The organism is Massilia jejuensis, assembly GCF_042656795.1.
In the GTDB taxonomy this organism is placed as follows: domain Bacteria; phylum Pseudomonadota; class Gammaproteobacteria; order Burkholderiales; family Burkholderiaceae_D; genus Telluria; species Telluria jejuensis.
The window spans coordinates 194,568-213,732 of record NZ_JBHSMS010000079.1 but is presented as its reverse complement, the minus strand read 5'-3'; the positions used below and the strand labels follow the sequence as shown (position 1 = coordinate 213,732).

At 67.9% G+C, this 19,165-nt stretch carries 12 protein-coding genes and 1 pseudogene (1 of these 13 running past the window's edge); 4 read left to right on the top strand and 9 right to left on the bottom strand.

Translation table 11 applies throughout. From position 1 onward, the window contains the following. Window positions 1-78, bottom strand: a pseudogene (locus ACFPOU_RS22625) (transposase family protein); its annotated part reaches 326 nt to the left of the window's first position; the annotation flags it as partial. A 458-nt stretch (window positions 79-536) separates the two neighbouring features. Continuing rightward, complete coding sequence (arfB, locus tag ACFPOU_RS22620) at window positions 537-935, bottom strand: alternative ribosome rescue aminoacyl-tRNA hydrolase ArfB (protein WP_379726954.1); 399 nt, start codon at window positions 933-935, stop codon at window positions 537-539. 144 nt (window positions 936-1,079) lie between these two features. Between arfB and ACFPOU_RS22615 the strand changes: the two genes are divergently transcribed. Then, a complete protein-coding gene (locus tag ACFPOU_RS22615) occupies window positions 1,080-1,487 on the top strand; it encodes a hypothetical protein (RefSeq protein WP_379726951.1) in 408 nt (135 codons plus the stop codon). Window positions 1,488-1,761: 274 nt separating this feature from the next. Here ACFPOU_RS22615 and ACFPOU_RS22610 read toward each other — a convergent pair whose 3' ends face one another. Both ACFPOU_RS22610 and argA read right to left on the bottom strand, forming a co-directional pair. Next, on the bottom strand, window positions 1,762-2,034 hold the full coding sequence (locus ACFPOU_RS22610; RefSeq protein WP_379726948.1) for an oxidative damage protection protein: 273 nt from the start codon (window positions 2,032-2,034) through the stop codon (window positions 1,762-1,764). 34 nt (window positions 2,035-2,068) lie between these two features. Continuing rightward, window positions 2,069-3,382, bottom strand: a complete 1,314-nt coding sequence (gene argA / locus ACFPOU_RS22605; RefSeq protein WP_379726945.1) for an amino-acid N-acetyltransferase — start codon at window positions 3,380-3,382, stop codon at window positions 2,069-2,071. A 55-nt stretch (window positions 3,383-3,437) separates the two neighbouring features. Here argA and hrpA point away from each other — a divergent pair, with 55 nt between their 5' ends. Further along, the gene (hrpA, locus tag ACFPOU_RS22600) at window positions 3,438-7,502 is read left to right on the top strand and encodes an ATP-dependent RNA helicase HrpA (RefSeq protein WP_379726942.1); all 4,065 of its coding nucleotides are present in this window, start codon (window positions 3,438-3,440) and stop codon (window positions 7,500-7,502) included. Between the two features lie 92 nt (window positions 7,503-7,594). On the opposite strand, the gene ACFPOU_RS22595 is transcribed toward hrpA, so the two are convergent. Further along, the gene (locus ACFPOU_RS22595; RefSeq protein WP_379726939.1) at window positions 7,595-8,266 is read right to left on the bottom strand and encodes a PRC-barrel domain-containing protein; all 672 of its coding nucleotides are present in this window, start codon (window positions 8,264-8,266) and stop codon (window positions 7,595-7,597) included. Window positions 8,267-8,803: 537 nt separating this feature from the next. Between ACFPOU_RS22595 and ACFPOU_RS22590 the strand changes: the two genes are divergently transcribed. Continuing rightward, window positions 8,804-10,930, top strand: coding sequence for a gluconolaconase (locus ACFPOU_RS22590; protein ID WP_379726936.1), 2,127 nt, complete (start codon window positions 8,804-8,806; stop codon window positions 10,928-10,930). Between the two features lie 57 nt (window positions 10,931-10,987). Here ACFPOU_RS22590 and ACFPOU_RS22585 read toward each other — a convergent pair whose 3' ends face one another. The 3 genes from ACFPOU_RS22585 to ACFPOU_RS22575 are packed head-to-tail and all read right to left on the bottom strand — an operon-like array spanning window position 10,988 to window position 16,279. Beyond that, window positions 10,988-13,822: an Hsp70 family protein gene (locus tag ACFPOU_RS22585; RefSeq protein WP_379726933.1), complete on the bottom strand. Its 2,835-nt coding sequence runs from the start codon at window positions 13,820-13,822 to the stop codon at window positions 10,988-10,990. Between the two features lie 7 nt (window positions 13,823-13,829). After that, window positions 13,830-15,689 carry an Hsp70 family protein gene (locus tag ACFPOU_RS22580; RefSeq protein ID WP_379726930.1) on the bottom strand — a complete coding sequence of 620 codons (1,860 nt, stop codon included), beginning with the start codon at window positions 15,687-15,689 and terminating at the stop codon, window positions 13,830-13,832. Further along, a complete protein-coding gene (locus ACFPOU_RS22575; protein ID WP_379726927.1) occupies window positions 15,686-16,279 on the bottom strand; it encodes a DUF2760 domain-containing protein in 594 nt (197 codons plus the stop codon). Before ACFPOU_RS22575 ends, ACFPOU_RS22580 begins: the two co-directional genes overlap by 4 nt. 405 nt (window positions 16,280-16,684) lie before the next feature. On the opposite strand from ACFPOU_RS22575, the gene pepA reads away from it, so the two are divergent. Then, window positions 16,685-17,542 (top strand): flocculation-associated PEP-CTERM protein PepA, encoded by an 858-nt coding sequence (gene pepA, locus ACFPOU_RS22570; RefSeq protein ID WP_379726924.1) that lies wholly within the window; start codon window positions 16,685-16,687, stop codon window positions 17,540-17,542. A gap of 112 nt (window positions 17,543-17,654) precedes the next feature. Here the strand turns inward: pepA and ACFPOU_RS22565 are convergent, their stop codons facing one another. Next, window positions 17,655-18,737, bottom strand: coding sequence for a porin (locus ACFPOU_RS22565; protein WP_379726921.1), 1,083 nt, complete (start codon window positions 18,735-18,737; stop codon window positions 17,655-17,657). Between the last annotated feature and the right edge of the window lie 428 nt (window positions 18,738-19,165).

The following is a 19,165-nucleotide window of genomic DNA, read 5'->3' as shown; positions in this document are numbered from 1 at the left end:
ATGACCGTGATGTGGATTGGGCGGCAGGTGCGGGGCAAGCTGTCGCCACTGCTTTTCAGTTAGGTCAGTTCGGCTCATCGCCTTCTGACCTCCTGGACTCAATTTCGTTCAGTCAGACACACCCTAGCCGTCTTGGCCGATACGCCGAGTTCGCATGTGACCTGCGGCGTTTGACCGCAAGCGAGAGGCATGTGCGTGCAAAGCGTAGTTGAGCTCGTGTCCGAATGTCAGACCTGACCCCGGCTTTTTGCGCTCGGCTAGCCGTCTTGGCCGATACGCCGAGTTCGCATGTGACCTGCGGCGTTTGACCGCACGCGAGAGGCATGTGCGTGCAAAGCGTAGTTGAGTTCGTGTCCGAATGTCAGACCTGACCCCGGCTTTTGGCCGGCTGCGAGCTGCGCCAGTGCCGCAAGATGTAAACACAGGCTGGGGTCAGGTCTGACATTCGGACACGAGCTCTGCCTTATGAGCTACTTCGGATTTCCCGGACAGTTAATCAAGCACACGGAACGCTGCTTCGACGCCTGGGGCGGCCCTTATTCGCTGACCCTGGCACGCAGCGCCTTGACTTGTCCGCTGCGCGTTTTTTCGTCCAGCCGGCGCCGCTGCGAGCCGCGCGTCGGCGTGGTGACGCGGCGCACCAGCGGCACCTCGGCCGCCTGCGCCACCAGCGCCTGCAGGCGCCGCAGCGCATCGTCCTTGTTCTGCTCCAGGCTGCGCGATTGCTGGGCCTTCAGCACCAGCACGCCTTCGCGCGTGATGCGCGTATCGCGCATCGCGAGCAGCCGTTCCTTGACGTAGGGCGGCAGCATCGACGCACCGATGTCGAAGCGCGCGTGGACCGCGCAGGACACCTTGTTGACGTTCTGGCCGCCCGGACCCTGGGCGCGGATGGCGATGAACTCGACTTCGGAGGGATTGATCGTTGGTACCATGACGGGTCCGGCTAGGGGAGGTGGTGCAGCATGTTCGGGGCGCGGGCAGGCCGAAAAAAACGTGTTTTTGTAACAACTGTAACGTGCGGCCTGTATTTATTGAAACGTGTATTCTGATCATAACAAATTGATAAGGAGCACACCATGAACAAGACCACCATTTCCGCCTTGATGCTCGCAGTTGCCGTCCTCGCTACTGGTTGCAAGAAAGCCGACAACGATCCAGCCACGGGTCCAGCCCAGGAAGCCGGCAAGGCCATCGACAACACGGCCGCAAATGCCGCCCAGGAAACCCGTGAAGGCGCCGCCGCTGTCGGCGCAGCGACCGAACGTGCCGCCGAGAAGGTCGAAGCAGGCGCCGAGCGTGCCGCCGCCAACGTCGATGCCGCCACCGACCGCGCCGCCCAGAACATGAAGGAAGCCGGCGCCGAAGTGCGTCAGGAATCGCGTGAAGCCGCCGCTGAAGTCAAGGAAGGCGCCGCCAATGTCACCGAAAAGGCTGGCAAGGGTCTCGAGCGCGCAGGCGAAAAGATGCAGGACGCCTCGAAGTAAGCCGAACCTGGATTCGCGCGGCAGCGCCTGGTCTTCCCGCGCGCTGCCGGCTGTTGTAGACCAGGCCCGCGCGCCGCAAGGCGCGCGGGCCTGGTTGCGTGCGTCCCGCCGCAAGTAATGGATGGCTTGGGATAGCGGCGCGCGCCCCGGGCAGTGCCCACGTCCTTGGCCGCCGGTTGGAATGGTCGAGCGCCCGCCAATCGCGCCTGCACGCCGATGCAGGGCCGGCGCGCGCCGCGAGGGACGGGCAGGGCGCCCGTCCGCAAGCTGCAGCTTACTGGGCCGGCGGCACGTAGCCCAGCGCCTGGTCGGCGCCTTCGCCGAAGAAATGCTTTTCCAGCTGGGTCGCCAGGTATTTGCGCGCGCGGTCGTCCGCCAGGTTCAGGCGGTTTTCGTTGATCAGCATGGTCTGGTGCTTGAGCCAAGCCTGCCAGGCTTCCTTCGACACCGACAGGTACAGCTTCTTGCCCATTTCGCCGGGGACAGGCGGGAAATCCAGCCCTTCGGCTTCCTTGTTCAGTTTGATGCAGTGGACGGTGCGGGCCATGAGTGCTCCTGATTCGGTCTGTAGAAAACCAAGATTATAAAGTCTTGATGAAGATCTGTGATTTGCGCTGCCAGTTATACATGTGCTGGCGGTCCTTCGGCAGGTCGTCCACGGAGGCCGGCTGGAAGCCGCGCTTCTTGAACCAGTGCGCGGTGCGCGTGGTCAGCACGAACAGCTTGGTCAGCCCGGCGGCGCGCGCGCGGTTTTCCATGTGCTTCAAAATGCGCTCGCCGTCGCCTTGCGCCTGCACGTCCGGGTTCACCGTCAGGCAGGCCATCTCGCCCATTTTCGCATCCGGGAACGGATACAGCGCGGCGCACCCGAAAATCACGCCATCGTGTTCGATGACCGAGAACTGCTCGATTTCGCGCTCGATCAGCTCGCGCCCGCGGTAAACCAGCGTGCCGTCGGCCTCCAGCGGTTCGATGAGCTTGATAATCCCGCCGACGTCCTCAATTGTGGCGGTACGCAGGCTTTCCAGGTTCTCGTGGCTGATCATCGTGCCCACGCCATCGTGGGTGAACAGCTCCAGAAGGGCCGAACCGTCCATCTCGAAAGGCACGATGTGGGCGCGGTCGACGCCGCTGTTGCAGGCCTTGATCGCGTGCTGCAGGTAGAACGCGGCGTCGGGCGGCAGGAAGTTCGCCTGCAGCACGGCCTCGGCCTGGTGCGAAGACAGTTCGCGGATTTCCTCGCCGGCGGCGTCCGACATCATCGACGTCTCGGTAATGTAAATGAGCTTGTCGGCGTGCAGGGCGATGGCGGCGGCGGCGGCCACGTCTTCCATGGTCAGGTTGAACACTTCGCCGGTCGGGGAAAAGCCCAGCGGCGAGAGCAGCACCAGGTTGTCCTCGAACTGCAGGATCGGGGCGATCTTCTCGGCCGAGACCTTGCGCGTGACGCCCGTGAGTTCGAAGTCGATGCCGTCGATCACGCCCAGCGGACGGGCGACGACGAAGTTACCCGAGACGATGCTGATCTGCGCGTGCGACATCGGCGTGTTCGGCAAGCCCTGGCTGAAGGCCGCTTCGATATCGAGGCGCAGTTCGCCGGCCGCTTCCTTGGCGCATTCCATCGCCGCGGTGTCGGTGATGCGCACGCCGTTGTGGAAGCGTCCCTCGACGTTGCGCAGCCCGAGCTGCTCGGCCACCTGGGGACGCGACCCGTGCACCAGCACGATGCGGATGCCGAGCGCGACGAGCAGCGAAAGGTCTTGCGCCAGCACCGGCAGGGCGCCGGCGGCGACCAGTTCACCGGGAAATGCAACGACAAACGTCTTGCCGCCAAAGGCATGGATATACGGCGCGACGGAGCGCAGCCACTGGACGAATTGGGTAGGGTTTTCCATTTGCCGCATTATAATTCGCTGCGCGACTTGCGCACCAAATACCTCGTAAAAATCAATGTCTGAACAGAGTAACAAGCCTACGCCCGACGCGGCGCGCGCAGCAGTCCCGAACAGCAATGCCAGGCCGCCGCGCGCAGCGCGCGCACAGGGCGAGCGCGCGCCGGGCGAACGCAAGCCGCGCGACGAAGCGAGAGCGCCGCGTGCGGCGAGGGTGCAGACGCCGCTGCCGCCGATTACCTATCCGGAAGACTTGCCGGTATCGGGCCGGCGCGCGGAAATCGCGAAGGCGCTGGCGGAAAACCAGGTGATCATCGTCTCGGGCGAAACCGGTTCCGGCAAGACCACGCAGCTGCCGAAGATCTGCCTCGAACTCGGGCGCGGCGGGAAGGGCATGATCGGCCACACCCAGCCGCGCCGCATCGCCGCCTCCTCGACGGCCAAGCGCATCGCCCAGGAGATCGGCACGCCGCTGGGCGAACACGTGGGCTACAAGGTGCGTTTCAACGACACGCTGCAGCCGGGCGCGTCGATCAAGCTCATGACCGACGGTATCCTGCTGGCCGAAACCCAGACCGACCCGCTGCTCAAGGCCTACGACACGATCATCATCGACGAGGCCCATGAACGCAGCCTGAACATCGACTTCCTGCTCGGCTACCTGAAGCAGCTGCTGCCGCGCCGGCCCGACCTGAAGATCGTCATCACCTCGGCCACGATCGACGCCGAGCGCTTCGCGCGCCACTTCGCCGCGCAAAACGGCAAGCCGGCGCCGGTGATCGAGGTCTCGGGCCGCCTGTACAAGGTCGAGGTGCGCTACCGCCCGGTCGACCGCGATCCGGTGGTGGTCGGCGCCGGCGTCGATAACAAGCCTGGCCATGGCGGGAAGAAACCAGTGCAGCAGGCGCGCGAAAAGCGCGACCTGATGGACGCCGTGGTCGAAGGCGTCGACGAGTTGTGCCGCCTCGGACAGGGCGACGTGCTGGTCTTCCTGCCCGGCGAGCGTGAAATCCGCGACTGCGCCGAAGCCTTGCGCAAGCACCATCCGCCGCACGTCGAGATCCTGCCGCTGTTCGCGCGCCTCTCGGTCGAGGAGCAGGACAAGGTCTTCCGCACCACCAACGCGCGCCGTATCGTGCTAGCCACGAACGTGGCCGAGACCTCGCTGACAGTGCCGGGCATCCGCTACGTGGTCGACGCCGGCCTGGCGCGCATCAAGCGCTACAGCTTCCGCAACAAGGTCGAGCAGCTGCAGGTCGAGGCGATCGCGCAGTCGGCGGCGAACCAGCGCGCCGGCCGCTGCGGCCGCGTGGCCGACGGCGTCTGCATCCGCCTGTACGAGGAAGAAGACTTCCTGCAGCGCCCGAAATTCACCGAGCCGGAAATCCTGCGCTCCTCGCTGGCGGCCGTCATCCTGCGCATGAAGTCGCTGCACCTGACGGATGTCGAGACCTTCCCCTTCATCGAGCCGCCGCAAGGCCGCGCGATCGCCGACGGCTACCAGCTGCTGCAGGAGGTGGGGGCAGTGGACGAGGCCAACGAACTGACGGCGCTGGGACGCAAGCTGGCGCGCCTGCCGCTCGACCCGCGCGTGGGCCGCATGATCCTGGCCTCGCTGGATAACGCCTGCCTCTCCGAGATGCTGATCATCGCCGCCGCCCTGTCGGTGCAGGACCCGCGCGACCGGCCGATGGAATACCAGCAGCAGGCCGACGAGAAGCACAAGAAATTCGCGGACGAGAAGTCCGAGTTCCTCAGCTACCTGAAGATCTGGGCCTGGTTCGAGGACGCGGTCGCGCACAAGAAGACCAACCGCCTGCTGCAGGAGAACTGCCGCGCCAATTTCCTGTCGCAGGTGCGCCTGCGCGAGTGGCGCGACGTGCACTCGCAGCTGCTCACCATCGTGCGCGAACAGGGCTGGCGCCTGAACGAAGCGCCCGCCACCTACGAGCAGCTGCACATGGCGCTGCTCACCGGCCTGCTCGGGAACATCGGCTTCAAGGCCGAGGACGAACCGGGCGCCGCTTACCTGGGCGCGCGCGGCATCAAGTTCCACATCTGGCCGGGCTCCTCGCTGACCAAGAAGCCCGGTAAATGGATCATGGCGGCCGAACTGGTCGAGACCACGCGCCTGTACGCGCGCTGCGTGGCGCAGATCCAGCCCGAGTGGGTGGAGAAGGTCGGCGCGCACCTGCTGAAGAAATCCTGGGGCGAGCCGCGCTGGGAAAAGAAACCGGCGCAGGTGTCCGCGCTCGAACGCGCGACCCTGTACGGCATCGTCGTCTACAGCGGACGCCGCATCAACCATGCGCTGCACAACCCCTTCGAGGCGCGCGAGATTTTCATCCGCGATGCGCTCGTGGCCGGCGACTACGAAACGCGCGCGGCCTTCTATGCGCACAACCACAAGCTGGTCAAGGAAATCGAGAACCTCGAGCACAAGTCGCGGCGCCAGGACGTGCTGGTCGACGAGCAGCTGATCGCGGCGTTCTACGACGCCGCCATTCCGAAGGACGTCGTCAACGGCGCCGGCTTCGAGAAATGGTACAAGGACGCCTCGCGCGAGAATCCGAAGCTCTTGTTCCTGAACCGCGAAGAGCTGATGCGCCACGAGGCGGCCGGGGTCACGACGGAACTGTTCCCGAAGACGATGAACGTCACCGGCATCGAGATGGGGCTGTCTTACCACTTCGAACCGGGCAGCCCGCGCGACGGCGTTACCTTGTCCGTGCCGCTGTTCGCGCTGAACCAGATCCCGCAAGAGCGCGCGGCCTGGCTGGTGCCGGGCATGCTCAAGGAGCGCGTCCACCTGATGCTCAAGTCGCTGCCGCAAAAGCTGCGCCGCCACTGCGTGCCGTTGCCGGACTACGCGGCGCGTTTCGTCGAGCGCATCCATGCGGCGAACGCCTTCGGCCGCGGCGACCTGGTCGACGTGCTGATCGGCGACGTGCGCGCCGAGACCGGCGTGAACGTACTCAGCGGCGACTTCAAGCTCGAAACGCTGCCGACCCATTTGTTCATGAATTTCAAGATCGTCGACGAACACGGCCGCCAGCTCGAGATGGGCCGCAACCTGGCGAGCCTGCAGGCGGAACTGGGCAGCCAGGCGCGCGAGAGCTTCCAGAGGATGGCCGAAGCAACGCCGGCGGCCGTGGGGGCGGTACGCGCGAACGTGGCGACGCCGGCGGCCTGGGGCGGCGGCAAGGGCGCGCCGGCGCCGCAGGACACGGGGAAAAGCGCCGCGTCGGCCGCGCCGGCCGCCCCACCCGCGGTCAGCCAGCACACCAACCTCACCAGCTGGACCTTCGGCGAGCTGCCGGAGCTATTGGAAATCAACCAGGGCAAGCTGACCCTGATCGGCTTCCCGGCGCTGGTCGACAAGACCACGCATTGCGACCTCGAGGTGTTCGACGACCCGAACGTGGCGGCGCGCACCCACCGCATCGGCCTGCGCCGCCTGTTCGCCCTGCAGCTGAAGGACCAGCTCAAATTCGCCGAGAAGAACATCCCCGGCCTGCAGGGAATGGGCATGCAGTTCATGACGGTCGGCTCGCAGGAAGAGCTGCGCGACCAGATCGTGCAAAAGGCGATCGACATCGCCTGCCTGCAGGACCCGTTGCCCAGCGACGCGGCGTCGTTCAACAAGCGCAAGGACGAGGGCAAGGGCCGCATCGGCCTGTTGATCAACGAGATCGCGCGCCTGGCCGGTGCGATCCTGGCCGAGTTCCACGGCATGCCGAAACGCTTGAACGGCCTGGCGCCGCCGGTGGCGGCCGACATGGGGGCGCAGCTGGCGGGCCTGGTGCACAAGCGCTTCATCGCCGACAACGAGTACGGCCAGCTGGCCCATTTCCCGCGCTACCTGAAGGCGATGAACGTGCGCCTGGAAAAGCTGCGCGGCAATCCGGCACGCGACGCCCAGCTGATGGCGGAGTGGCAGAACGCCGCCAGCCAGTACCAGCGCATCTCCAGGCAGCCGGGCAAGATCAACGACCCGCGCATGACGGAGTATCGCTGGATGCTGGAAGAGCTGCGGGTCTCGCTGTTCGCCCAGGAGCTGCGCACCCCGATGCCGGTGTCGGCCAAGCGCCTGCAGAAAGTATGGGAAGCGATGATCCGCTGATTCGTGAATGCCTGAACGGCGAGGGCGCCTGCGCACTCCGATTCTGGAGTATAAGTACTCCAATTCTGGAGTTCGCAGGCGCCGCTGGCCAATCAGCCCGGATTACCGCCGCGGTTCCTGCCGAGGTCCTGGTCGTCGCCCATGCTGCCCGGACGCGAGTCGACGCCGCCGCCCGCGCCGGAACCGAGCGAGCCGCCGGCACCCGATCCGGTCGAGGCGCTGCCGGCGCCGCCCGCCGAACCCGCACCCATGCCCGCGCCCATGCCCGCACCCATGCCCGAACCCAGGCCGGCGCCGCCGCCTTCGGTCATGCCGCCCATTCCCCGCAGCGAGCTGCCCGGGCCCATGGTCGGGGCGCCGCCGCGCTGCGGGTCGGTGCCATAGAAGGTATGGACCTGGTCGGCCCAGTCGATGTCGCTCATGTCGGGCCAGGAATCCTTGTTGAAGCCGGGCGCCGATTTCAGGCGTTCCTTGTCCACGTCGAGCACGAAGCGGTGATGGACGGTGTCGAGGTGCAAGGCCTGCCACGGCACGGCGAACAGCTTCTCGCCCAAGCCGAGGAAGCCCCCGAAGGCCAGCACGACATAGGCCACCTGGCCGGTGTTCATGTCGAGCATGATTTCCTTGATGTCGCCCAGATCCTGCTCGGCGCCGTTGACGACGCTGTCGCCGATGAGCGTGTCCGCGCCCATCAGTGCCGGCCCCGGTCCCGTGCTGCCGGAGCGCTTGTACATCCCGTACTTGTCACGATCTGCATAGCCCATGTCGTTCTCCCTGGTCTGTGTTCGCATCGTTGCAAGACCGCATGCAGCCTTGCAATGCCAATCATAAGACGCAAACGGGCAGGGGTGCGCGCGCTTGTCACGCACGCGTCATGACGGCGTGCAACGCTATGCGAAGTGGCGCACAGAGCGCGCGCCGCTTTGTGATTATTCTGATAAACAGTGTTTCGGAGACTACAACATGACCATCACCTCGCGCTGCAACCATCCCGGCCCCCTGGCCAAACGCATTCCTACCGTGTCGATTACTTCCTTGCTGGCACGCCTGCTGCGCAAGCGCTGATGCCGAAACGGTTGCACGCCTGACGCCACCCGGCGTCGGCGCCCGCGCGTCGACGCGCTGCTGCCGTCCCAGAAAATTTCGTCCACGCATGCAATTGCCGTGGGCAATCTCTCATCGTCCTCCCTTCGCTACCCGGTTACCTGTCGCCTGGTGACAATTGCGCACGCGTGCGTGGCGAACTGATCGGTTAGACTTGCGGATTGTTCAACAAGCGGGTGGCGGTAGTGAACCGAACAATGAAAATCGCGTCGCTGGCGGGCGCCGGCGTCCTGGCCGCCGCGCTGGCGGGGTATTACATCGCGCGCCAGCGCGCGCCAGCCGTGCCGGGCCAGGCCGCCATCCTGCTCTCGGCCCCGGCGCCGACCAAAAGCTTCTGGGCCGCGCGCGTGTCGCCACTGGCCGGCAGCGGCCAGGATGGCGTGCTCGACGGCGCGCCCGCGCAAAGCCGCTTCAGCGACCCGTTCGGCGTGGCCGTCGACACGCGTGGCGTGATTTATGTCGCCGACGGCGGCGACAGCAACCGCATCCGGCGCATCGAGCGCGACGGAACGGTCTCCACCTTCGCCGGCAGGCGCGAAGGCTTCGCCGACGGTAGCAAGGCCGCGGCCGCCTTCCACACGCCCTCGGCGCTGGCGATCGACCGCTTCGGCACCCTGTACGTGGCCGACACCGGCAACCACGCGATCCGCAAGATCGCGCCCGACGGCAGCGTCACCACGCTGGCCGGCGATGGCCAGCCGGGCAATGCCGACGGCGTCGGGCGCGCGGCGCGCTTCCATGCGCCGGTCGGGGTGGCGGTCGACACACGCGGCAACGTCTACGTCGCCGACACCTACAACGACCGCATCCGCCGCATCGCGCCCGACGGCACCGTCACCACATTGGCCGGCGGCGTCGGGCCGGGCCATGCCGACGGGCCCGGCCCGGCGGCCACCTTCGACACGCCGAGCGCCATCGCCGCCGCCAGGGACGGCAGCCTGTTCGTGGCCGACACCGGCAACAACGCGATCCGCCGCATCGGCCCCGACGGGGTGGTGAGCACCCTGGCCGCGGCGGCCGAGGGCGAGCGGCGCCCGCTGCTGCGCCGCCCGACGGGCCTGGCGCTGACCGGTGACGGTTACCTCTACATCGCCGCCGGCGGCGGGCGCGTGCTGCAGCTGGCGCCGGATGGCGCGCTGCACGCGCTCGACGACGCCGACCGCCCGCCGGAATCGACCTTCGGCGCCGACGGCAAGGTGCACCTGTTCGCGCCGCATGGCCTGGCCGTTGAAAACGGCGGCAGCCTGGTGGTGGCCGACGCACTGGCGCTGCGCGTGCTGCGCCTGGCGCCGCCGAAGGCGGGAGAAGCAGTGCAGGCCATCGCGCCGCCGCAGCAGGCCGTGCGCAGCGCGCCGATGCCGTGGCCGGTCGGACCGCAGGACATGCCGCACGAAGTCGTCGGCCTGATGGGTGAAGTGCGCGGCAGCTACGACGGCGAAAGCCGCGACCACTTCCACGGCGGGCTCGACGTGCGCGCCGATATCGGCAGCCGGGTGCTGGCGATCACGGCGGCCAAGGTCAGCGACCCGTACGCGAACTGGGGTTTCGGATCGCTCAGCGAAGGCATGGCCGTCGGTCCGCTGTCGTACATCCACATGCGCGTCGGGCGCGACAGCCGCGACAAGCCCTTCGACGCGCGCTTCCAGGTCCTGAAGGATACCCGCGGCAAGCCGGCGCGCGTACGCGTGCCGCGCGGGACGCGCTTCGCCGTGGGCGACGCGCTCGGCAGCATCAACAGCATGTCCCACGTCCACCTCGATTACTACCCGGGCGGCTCGCTCGTCAATCCCCTGACGCTGCCGTTCCCCGGCGTGCTCGACACCATCGCCCCGCGCCTGCAGAGCGTGGCGCTGTACGACAGCATCGGCCGCCGCCTCGGCGCGAAGAAGGGCGAGCCGGTGCGCGTCGCACGCACGCTGGGCGAGGTCTCGATCGTGGCCGACGGCTACGACCAGATGGACGGCAACCTGGCGCGCCGCCGGCTCGGCCTGTACAAGCTGGGCTACCAGCTGCTGCGCCCGGACGGCAGCGCGCTGCCCGGCTTCGAGCAGCCCCTGATCACCCAGGTCTACGACCGCCTGCCGCGCGAGCGCGAAGCGGTGAAACTGCTGTATGCGGAGAACAGCGGCATCACGGTCTACGGCAGCAAGGCGACGCGCTTCGCCTATGCGCTCAACAACACGCTGCGGGGCGGACGGGTCGCGCCGGGGAGCTGGAAGGTCGGTGCGCTGGCGCCGGGCGACTACATCCTGCGCATTCACGCCGCCGATTACGCGGGGCAGGTGGCGCTGGAAGGGCGCGACCTGGCCATCAGGGTGGAGTAGGCCTGCCGACGGGCCGTAGGCCCCTGGACGCGCAGGCGCGCGCGGCACCAGGCCAGGCTAGCGGATGAGCTTCAACCCCGGCGGCAGCGCCTCGCCCAGCATCCGCGTCTGGCTTGCCTGGTCCAGCTCCACCACCTCGCGCACCAGCGCCGTCCACGCGGCGGGCGCGCCGGCGGCGCCCAGGCGCCGCAGCACCTCGGCGCGCAGCGCCCCGCCGATGTCGCGCGAGCGGTCGCCCGTCATGCGCGCGATGTGGGTCGCGGCGAAGCCGGCCGGCTCGATCTTCTTCCAGTCCAGCGTCATCAGCTTGCCCAGCCATTCTTCCGCGACCTCGGCCGGCGCCACCTCGTGCGCGCTGGCGTGGAAGGACTGGCGCGCGCCGACCCGGCCCAGCGCCCACAGGTAGCGCGCATACGTGGCCGCCGTCTTCGCGTCGAGCCTGGCCGCGCCCGCGGGTATGGCGGCGATCCGCTCCATCATCCAGTTGCCGATCTCGGCCTTGTAGGCGGCCGGAATGCGTTCGAGCGAAGCCCCGAGGCGCAGCATGTCGTCCTCGCTGCCGTCGACCAGGGTGATCGGCCGCTTGCCGCGCTCGGCCGTATCGGCTTGCAGGTTGAAGGCGAAATCATCCAGCAGGCGCAGCTGCGCCGCCGTATCCAGGCCCCCGGCCACGCGCCGCCACAGCGTCCACCATTCGGCGCGCACTTGGGTGTCCTTGTGGTACTGCACGCCGCCCTCGAACAGCGCCCACAGCTGCTCGATGCGCCAGGAATCGAGCGGGTGGCCAAAACCGGGGCGCAGGCAGAAGCCCGCCAGGTTGAGCCAGGCGCGTTCGTGTTCGCCCGAGCGGCGCCGCCCCTTCGAGCGTTCCATCAGCGCGTCGAACAGGCGCCGCAGGAGCGGCGTGGCCCATCCTTCGCGCCGTCCCAGCAGGTGTTCGAGGCTGGCGCGCAGCTGGCGCACTTCCTTCGTGTCGACCGCCTTCGAGCGGGTACCGAAGACGCGCTCGATCCTGTCGATGGCGGCATCGGTCTGCGGCGGCAGGATGTCGGTGTCGACCAGTTCTTCTTCGCCCTCCGCCTCGCGCAGCTGGAAAGCGAGCTGCCAGCGCCCGCTGCCGTCTTCGGCCACGCAATGCACTTCCAGCGAACCGACTTCGCTCAGCGACGCGGCCAGCTGCACCGCGATCTCGCTGCGCGGCGCGGCGCCGGGCGTGGCGCGCAGGACGGTCGCCACCGGCGGCAGGCGCACCACGTCCAGCGGATCGAGATCGACCAGCGTGCCTGGCTGCGGAACCTGGCCGGCGTCGGCCACGGTCGAGACGATATGGAAGCGCACCGGACGGCCCAGGCGCAAGGCGAAGCTGCGCTCGAGCAGGCGGACCTCGGTGGCCGCCGCCGTGCCGCGCGGGAGCAGGCAAACGGCGCGCAGGCCGCCGGCGGCGCGTTCGCCTTCGAGCAGCAGGTAGTAGCTGCGCGCCGCCCCGCTTTCGATACCGGGCGCCTGGCCCTGGCGCGCCAGCGAATAGGCCACGCCGCCGCGCGCCACCGCCACGTCGGGATCGAGGTTGTGCAGGATGCGCAGCGGCGCACCGCGCCAGCGCGCCAGCGTCTCGGCCAGGCGCTCGGCGAGCACCGCCCCGCGGAACACGCCGCCGTTGAGCAGGAGGGTGTCGGGCACCGGCAGCGACGTGTCGTCGCCGGCCAGCCCGAGCGCTTCGCGCGCGGCGCCTGCATGCTGGCGCAGGAAGCTCGCCAGATGGCGCGTGACGGCCGGATCGCTCGCATACGGCAAGCCGAATTCGACGATGCCGGCGCGCGCGCGGCGCGCCGGCTCCTGCGTGTCGTTCAGGGGGAAGAAGCCGTCGAGCACCACGCGTTCGATATCCTCGCCGCTCAGCTCGGCCTTGCGGCTGGCGCCGATCAGGCGCGAGCCCGCGCCCAGCAGCGTCACGCTCACCCGTTCCGGCGCGCCGCTTGCCAGCAGCTGTTCCTTCGCGGCGCGGCAGCGTTCGGTCAGCTGGGCCAGGCGCGCGGCCGACAGCCGGGCGCGCGGCGCTTCCTGGCCGTCCTGCGCGGCCATGCGCGATTCGACCAGGTGGGCCAGGGCCAGGTCCATGTTGTCGCCGCCGAGGATCAGGTGGTTGCCCACGCCGATGCGCGTCAGATGCGGTTCGCCCGCGCGCAGCTCGGCCTTCACCAGGCTGAAGTCGGTGGTGCCGCCGCCGACGTCGGCCACCAGCACCAGGCGCGTCTGCGCCAGGTCAACGGACAGCGTGGCGCGGTGGCGGTAGAGCCAGTCGTAGAGGGCGGCCTGCGGTTCTTCCAGCAGGCGCAGTCGCGGCAGGCCGGCCATCCTGGCTGCCTCCAGCGTCAGCGCACGCGCGCCTTCGTCGAAGGAAGCCGGCACGGTGAGCACGACCTGCTGGTCTTCGAGCCGGTGGTCCGGAAAGCGGATATTCCAGTTGGCGCGCAGGTGCGACAAATAGCTGGCGCTGGCGGCCACCGGCGAGACCTTCGGCACGTCGGGCTCGCCGCCCCAGGGCAGGATCGGCGCCATGCGGTCGACGCCGGGATGCGAGAGCCAGCTCTTGGCGCTGGCGACCAGCCGGCCGGGCGTGGCCGCACCCAGGATACGGGCAAGGCGGCCGATGGCGACCCGTTCGACTCCGGCGACATCGGCCAGCTGCCAGGGCAGCTGCAACTGGCCCGGGCCCAGTTCTTCCTGCGCCGGGTGATAGCGGGCCGAGGGCAGCAGCGGCGCGCCGGCCACTTCGCCGGGCGCCACCAGCTGGTCGATGGCGAACAGTTCGACCTGAGACGCGCCGGGCGCCGCATAGGCCAGCACCGTATTGGTGGTGCCGAGGTCGATGCTGACCAGGTAAGCCGTCACTGCCGCGTCACTGTTGCGACGTGGAGCGAACGTCGAATTCGACTTTCCAGCGCTGGCCGTCACGCGCCACCGCCGCCAGTTCCAGCGTGCCCGCTTCGGTCGCCAGCGCGTGCAGCTTGACCTGCACCACGTCGCCCGGCATGCGTCCGTCGGCCGGCAGGGTCGCCTGGATGGCGTTCTGTTCCTGCAGCTCGTCCGGGCTCCAGAAGTCGAGCACTTCGCCGATCGCATCCTGGCGGCGCGTGGTCGAGCCGAAGAAGCGGAACGTCACCGGTTCGCCCACCACCAGGCCGAATTCCTGGCCCGGCAGTTCGAGTTCGCTGCCTTCTTCCATGCCGAAGGGCGCCACGCACAGGGCCTGGATCGGCGGCTCCATGCCGGGAATGGCCGGCATCGAGGACTCGACGCCGACATAGTAGGAACGCGCCGTGCCGCCGCGGATGCGCACGCCGCCGCCGCGCCGCGCATAGCTGTAGTAGGCGGCGCCGCGTGCCACGGCCAGGTCGAGGTCCGCGCCTTCCAGCATGCGCGCGGGCGGCGCGCCTTCCATATCGAGCCAGTCGTTGATGGTGTCCATCACGCGCTGGGCCAGGCTGCCGGACTTGAAGACGCCGCCGTTGAACAGCACCGCGCTCGGATGCAGGAACGAATGCGCGGCGCCGGCGCGGTCTTCGAAACCTTCGAGTTCGGCGGTCGCTCCCGCCTGGCGCGCCAGGAAGGCAGCCAGGTGGCGCGTGACGGCCGCGTCCTGCGCATAGGGCAGGCCCAGTTGCGTCAGGCCGGCCCTGGCACGCGTGGCGGGCCGCGCGGCCGCTTCCACGCGCGGGAAGAAACCGTCCAGGATGAAGGTCGCCACTTCCTCGCGCGTGAGTTCGGTGCGAATCGAGCCGCCGATCAGTTTCGAGCCGCGGCTCGGCACGACGATCGGCCAGGCCGCGACCTTGCCATCTGCCGCGTTCGCGTCGGCCAGCAGGTGTTCCTTGGCACCGCGGCAGCCGTAGGTGAGGGCGCGCATCTGCCAGGCGTCGAGCTGGGTGCCGCCGGCGGCCAGCTTGCGCGCCACCAGGTGGGCCAGCGCGAGATCCATGTTGTCGCCGCCGAGCAGGATGTGGTCGCCCACGGCGACGCGGTGCGGCTCCAGCTTGCCGTCGCGCTCGAGGATCGCGATCAGCGAAAAATCGCTGGTGCCGCCGCCGACGTCGACGACGAGCACGATGTCGCCGGCCTTGACCTGCTTGCGCCAGTTGCCGCCGCTGCCCTGGATCCAGCTGTACAGGGCCGCTTGCGGCTCTTCCAGGAGGCTTGCCGATACGTAGCCGGCGTTGCGGGCCGCTTCGGCCGTCAGCTCGCGCGCGCCCGGATCGAACGAGGCGGGAATCGTGACCGTCACTTGCTGCTGGTCGAAGGGCGCTTCCGGATGCGCGTTGTCCCAGGCGCGGCGCAGGTGCGCCAGGTAGCGGGTCGAGGCTTCCAGCGGCGAGACGCGCGTGACTTCGTCCGGCGCGTCGCTCGGCAGGATGGCGGCGCGGCGGTCCACGCCCGGGTGGCAGAGCCAGCTCTTGGCCGACGACACCAGGCGGATCGGCGTGGTGGCGCCGCGCGAGCGCGCCATGTCGCCCGCCACCGCCGTCTCGCCATCGGTATTCCAGGGCAGGGCCAGCTCGCCCGGCGCCAGTTCGTCCGGATGCGGCAGGTACAGGAAGGAGGGCAGCAGCGGCAAGGCTTCGACGGTGCCGGGCGCGGTCAGCTGCGGCACCTCGAGCACGCCGTGCGCGGTCCGTTCGCCCTCGCTCGCTTCCAGGTCGACATACGACAGCGCGCTGTGCGTGGTGCCGAGGTCGATGCCGATGGCGTAGCGCGCGCTCACAGTTCCACCTCCGCCGGCGCCAGCACGCTGGCGTCGTGTTCCTTGGCCAGCTGGGGCAGGCGCACGCTGGTGGCCTTCCAGCCGCGGTGCGACAGGGTGCCCTTGAACGGGGCCGTGCCCACCACGTTGCCGGTCAGGCGCACGCTGGACGCATCGAAGCCTTCCTCGAGCGTGATGCGCGCGCCCTCGGCTTCGCTGCGCACGGGCAGGATCGTGAAGTGGTCCTTCAGCACGCGCGCGCAGCCTTCGTGCACGACGCGGGCGGCGGCGCCGATGTCGGCGTCGGCATAGGCGGCCAGGTTTTCGTGGGCGAAATCGATCAGGCGCGCTTCGCGCTGCAACAGGGTCAGCAGCTGGAGCGCCGCGTCCGGCGTCGCTTCGCGCAGCTGGACGGGCACCGGGGCGGGCGCGGCGGCCGGGACAGGGGCGGGGGCGGGGGTCGGCGCAGGCGCAGGCGGCGCGGCGACCGGGCCGAGCTGGTCGTCACGCACGCGCGCGGCGAATTCGGCGTCGCCGACGGTCTTGAAGAAAGTGCCGAAGGCCAGGGAAAGCCGGCTCCAGAAAGAGGGCAGTTGGGTCGGTGTGCTCATTCTTGATGTTCTGTAGGGTGAGGGACCGGCAGGCTGTCAGACAGCCTCGGGGCCATGGTCCGGACAAACGCGAATGATACCAGTTCGACCACGGGCAACGCACGCGGCACCGAAGAGGGGAACATGCGGACGCGTGCGCGGATTGCAAGCGATCGGCGCCGCACTCCCGCGCATTGGCCGTTGCAGCCCTTACCCTCGAACCCGGCGAACGCGCAGGCAAGGCATGGGGAGGCAGGGCATGTTTCCAGCTTAAAAGCGTCGAAATTCTTTACATTTCACGAATTGCCGAGTTAACAAAAAGCTGCAAGTACTTGATTTTTATATATGTAAATACGCTGGTACGAGGGTTGCTTGCTAGTGCAGTGCTGTCCAACGCTGTTCAACCACGTGATGAGGAATTCCGTCATGAAACTGCTAAAAAAACTCGCTTGCGCTACCGCGATCGCCATGTCGATGGGGGCTGCCCATGCCGCCCCGGTCTTGAATAACTGGGTGTTCAATCCGACCGGTGGCGGTTTCGCCGGCGGACAGGTCATCAATGAACACCTGGATGTGAACGGGAATGCCTTCATTCAGCTCAATCCGACGGGCCCATCGAGCTTCTCGTTCACCGAACATGCCGTGTTCAACATCGTGCAGGCGGACAGCAATGGGCAGCTGTTCCCGGTGAATTTCCCGGGCGGTAACATTACCGCCACCTTCGAGGCGACCGGTACCGGTAACTTCAGTGGCGCCTTTACCTTCAGCGCCGGCACCATCCGCATCTTCCAGAACCCGGTCAACAACCAGTACGCCACCTCGGCAGGGATCTACGGCGCCGACCTCGGCGAAGAGATCGCCGTCTTCGACGTGATGGCGGGCGGAGGCGGGCTGGTCGATGCGAGCGGTTCGCCACTCGGCAACGGCCAGGTGACGGTGCTCGCGCGGGCACAGGCAGGGGCGCTCGACGCCGGCTACTTCTTCCGTGAGAACGGCAACGACCTGTCGATGGAATCGATCATGGCATTTGCCTTCACCAATGCCAACACGATCGAGAGTCCGGGCGACTTGCTGGTCGACGAAGTGGCCTGCGACTTCGCCGGCTTTACCGGCGTGGGCTGCAACGGTACGGACTATGCGAACTCGCCGGGCCGGCATTTCATGTTGGGAACCAACGGCCAGGTCAAGCTTTCGGAAGTGCCGGAGCCGGGTTCGCTGGCCTTGTTCGGCATCGGCATGCTGGGCGCCGGGGTCCTTGCCCGCAGGCGCGCGAAACGCGCTTGAACGATCGGGCCGGGCGACATCGGCGGGAGCGGGCTTGCCCGCTCTTTTTCATGGCGCCGCGCGACTTGCACCGTGCGGCTTTCGATGCGTGCCCGCACCGGGCGGGCCCCGCTCAGAACGTGTGCCGCACGCCCAGGTTGAACGCCGTGTCGCCGCTGCCGGCGTCGGTGTTGTTCGCCACCGTATAGCCCGCGCCGTTCTTGTTGACCGTGTGGCCGTAGACCGTGTAGATCGTCGTGCGCCTGGACAGGCCGTACAGGTAGCCGATGCCGTACGAGCGCGCGTCCTGGTCGAGCGCGGTCTTGTCGTTCTTGCGCATCAGGGTGGCGACCACGTTGCCCGGGCCGGCCGGCGCGACCAGGCCCAGCAGGAACTCGTTGCCGTCGGTCGAGGCGGTCGGACGCACGCCGCCGAACGGATTGTTGGTGTTGCCCAGCGGGGAAGCGTTGATACCCTTGTCGGCGCTGAAGGCGGCGTACGCCTTCACGACCTTGAAGTCGTAGTTCGCCGCGATGAGCTTGTTGCTGGCATTGCCGCGCACGACAGGGATGAGGCCCGGGGCAGCGGCGATGTCCGAGTTCTTGTGGTTGTAGGCCACGCGCACGGTGAGCGGACCCTGCACGTAGCCGAGCGAGGCGCCGACGTTGCGGCCCGACTTGCCGCTGCCGGCCTGCTCGCCGAAGGCGTAGGCGATGTCGCCCGTGAAGCCGCCGATGGTCGGCGTGGTATATATCACGGTATTGCTGGTGCGGACGTTGGCGCCGAAGTCCGGGAACACGTTCTTCGCGCCGCCGGCGTAGCCGGTGGCGAACGGATCGCCCACCTGGGTCAGCGCCTGGTGCCATGGCGTGTACTGGCGGCCCAGCGTGACCATGCCAGCCTTGCCCTTGATGCCGACGAAAGCCTGGCGGTTGAAGATGGTGCCGGCGGCATCGACTTCGCCGGTATCGATCCTGGTGCCGTTTTCCAGCGTGAACACGGCCGTCATGCCGCCGCCGAGATCCTCGGTGCCGCGAATGCCGATGCGCGAGGCCGAGCCGATGCCGCTGCCTACCCTGGTCACGCTGCCGGCCACGCCGCCGCGCTCGTGCAGCAAACCGGCGTCCATGATGCCGTAGATGGCGATGCCGGTCTGGGCTTGCGCGGCGCCGGCGGCGAGCGCAAAGGCTGCTGCGGCGCCGATGGTCTTGTTCATGCTGTCTCCTGATTCTCAATGTGTGAAGCCTGGTTCCCGATCCGGCGCGCTCGTCTTCGTTCGATAATGGCGCCGCCGCCGGCTGGCCGGCGCGTTGCCCGGCGATCCCGCGCATCTGCTCGATACTACCTCAGCGGATCGGCAGCGGGGCGGTGAATGACGGCGGCGGGAGGAAGCGCGAGTCCGGCAGCACCGTCCAGGACGCTGGACGATGCGGCTTTCCTTTCGGTGAACACGCCGGCGCTACCGGGCGGCGCTTGGCAGGATAACGCCAGACGGCCATTGCCCGTTAATTGATGCAGAGGTGAAATATTTGGCCGGAAATGAAGGGTCCTGTGACGTTTTGTAACGTTTCTTACAAGCGCAACGCTGTTCGCGAGCGCGCCTTTGCTCTGTAATGGGTGATTGTTTAATTCGTACCCGTCACC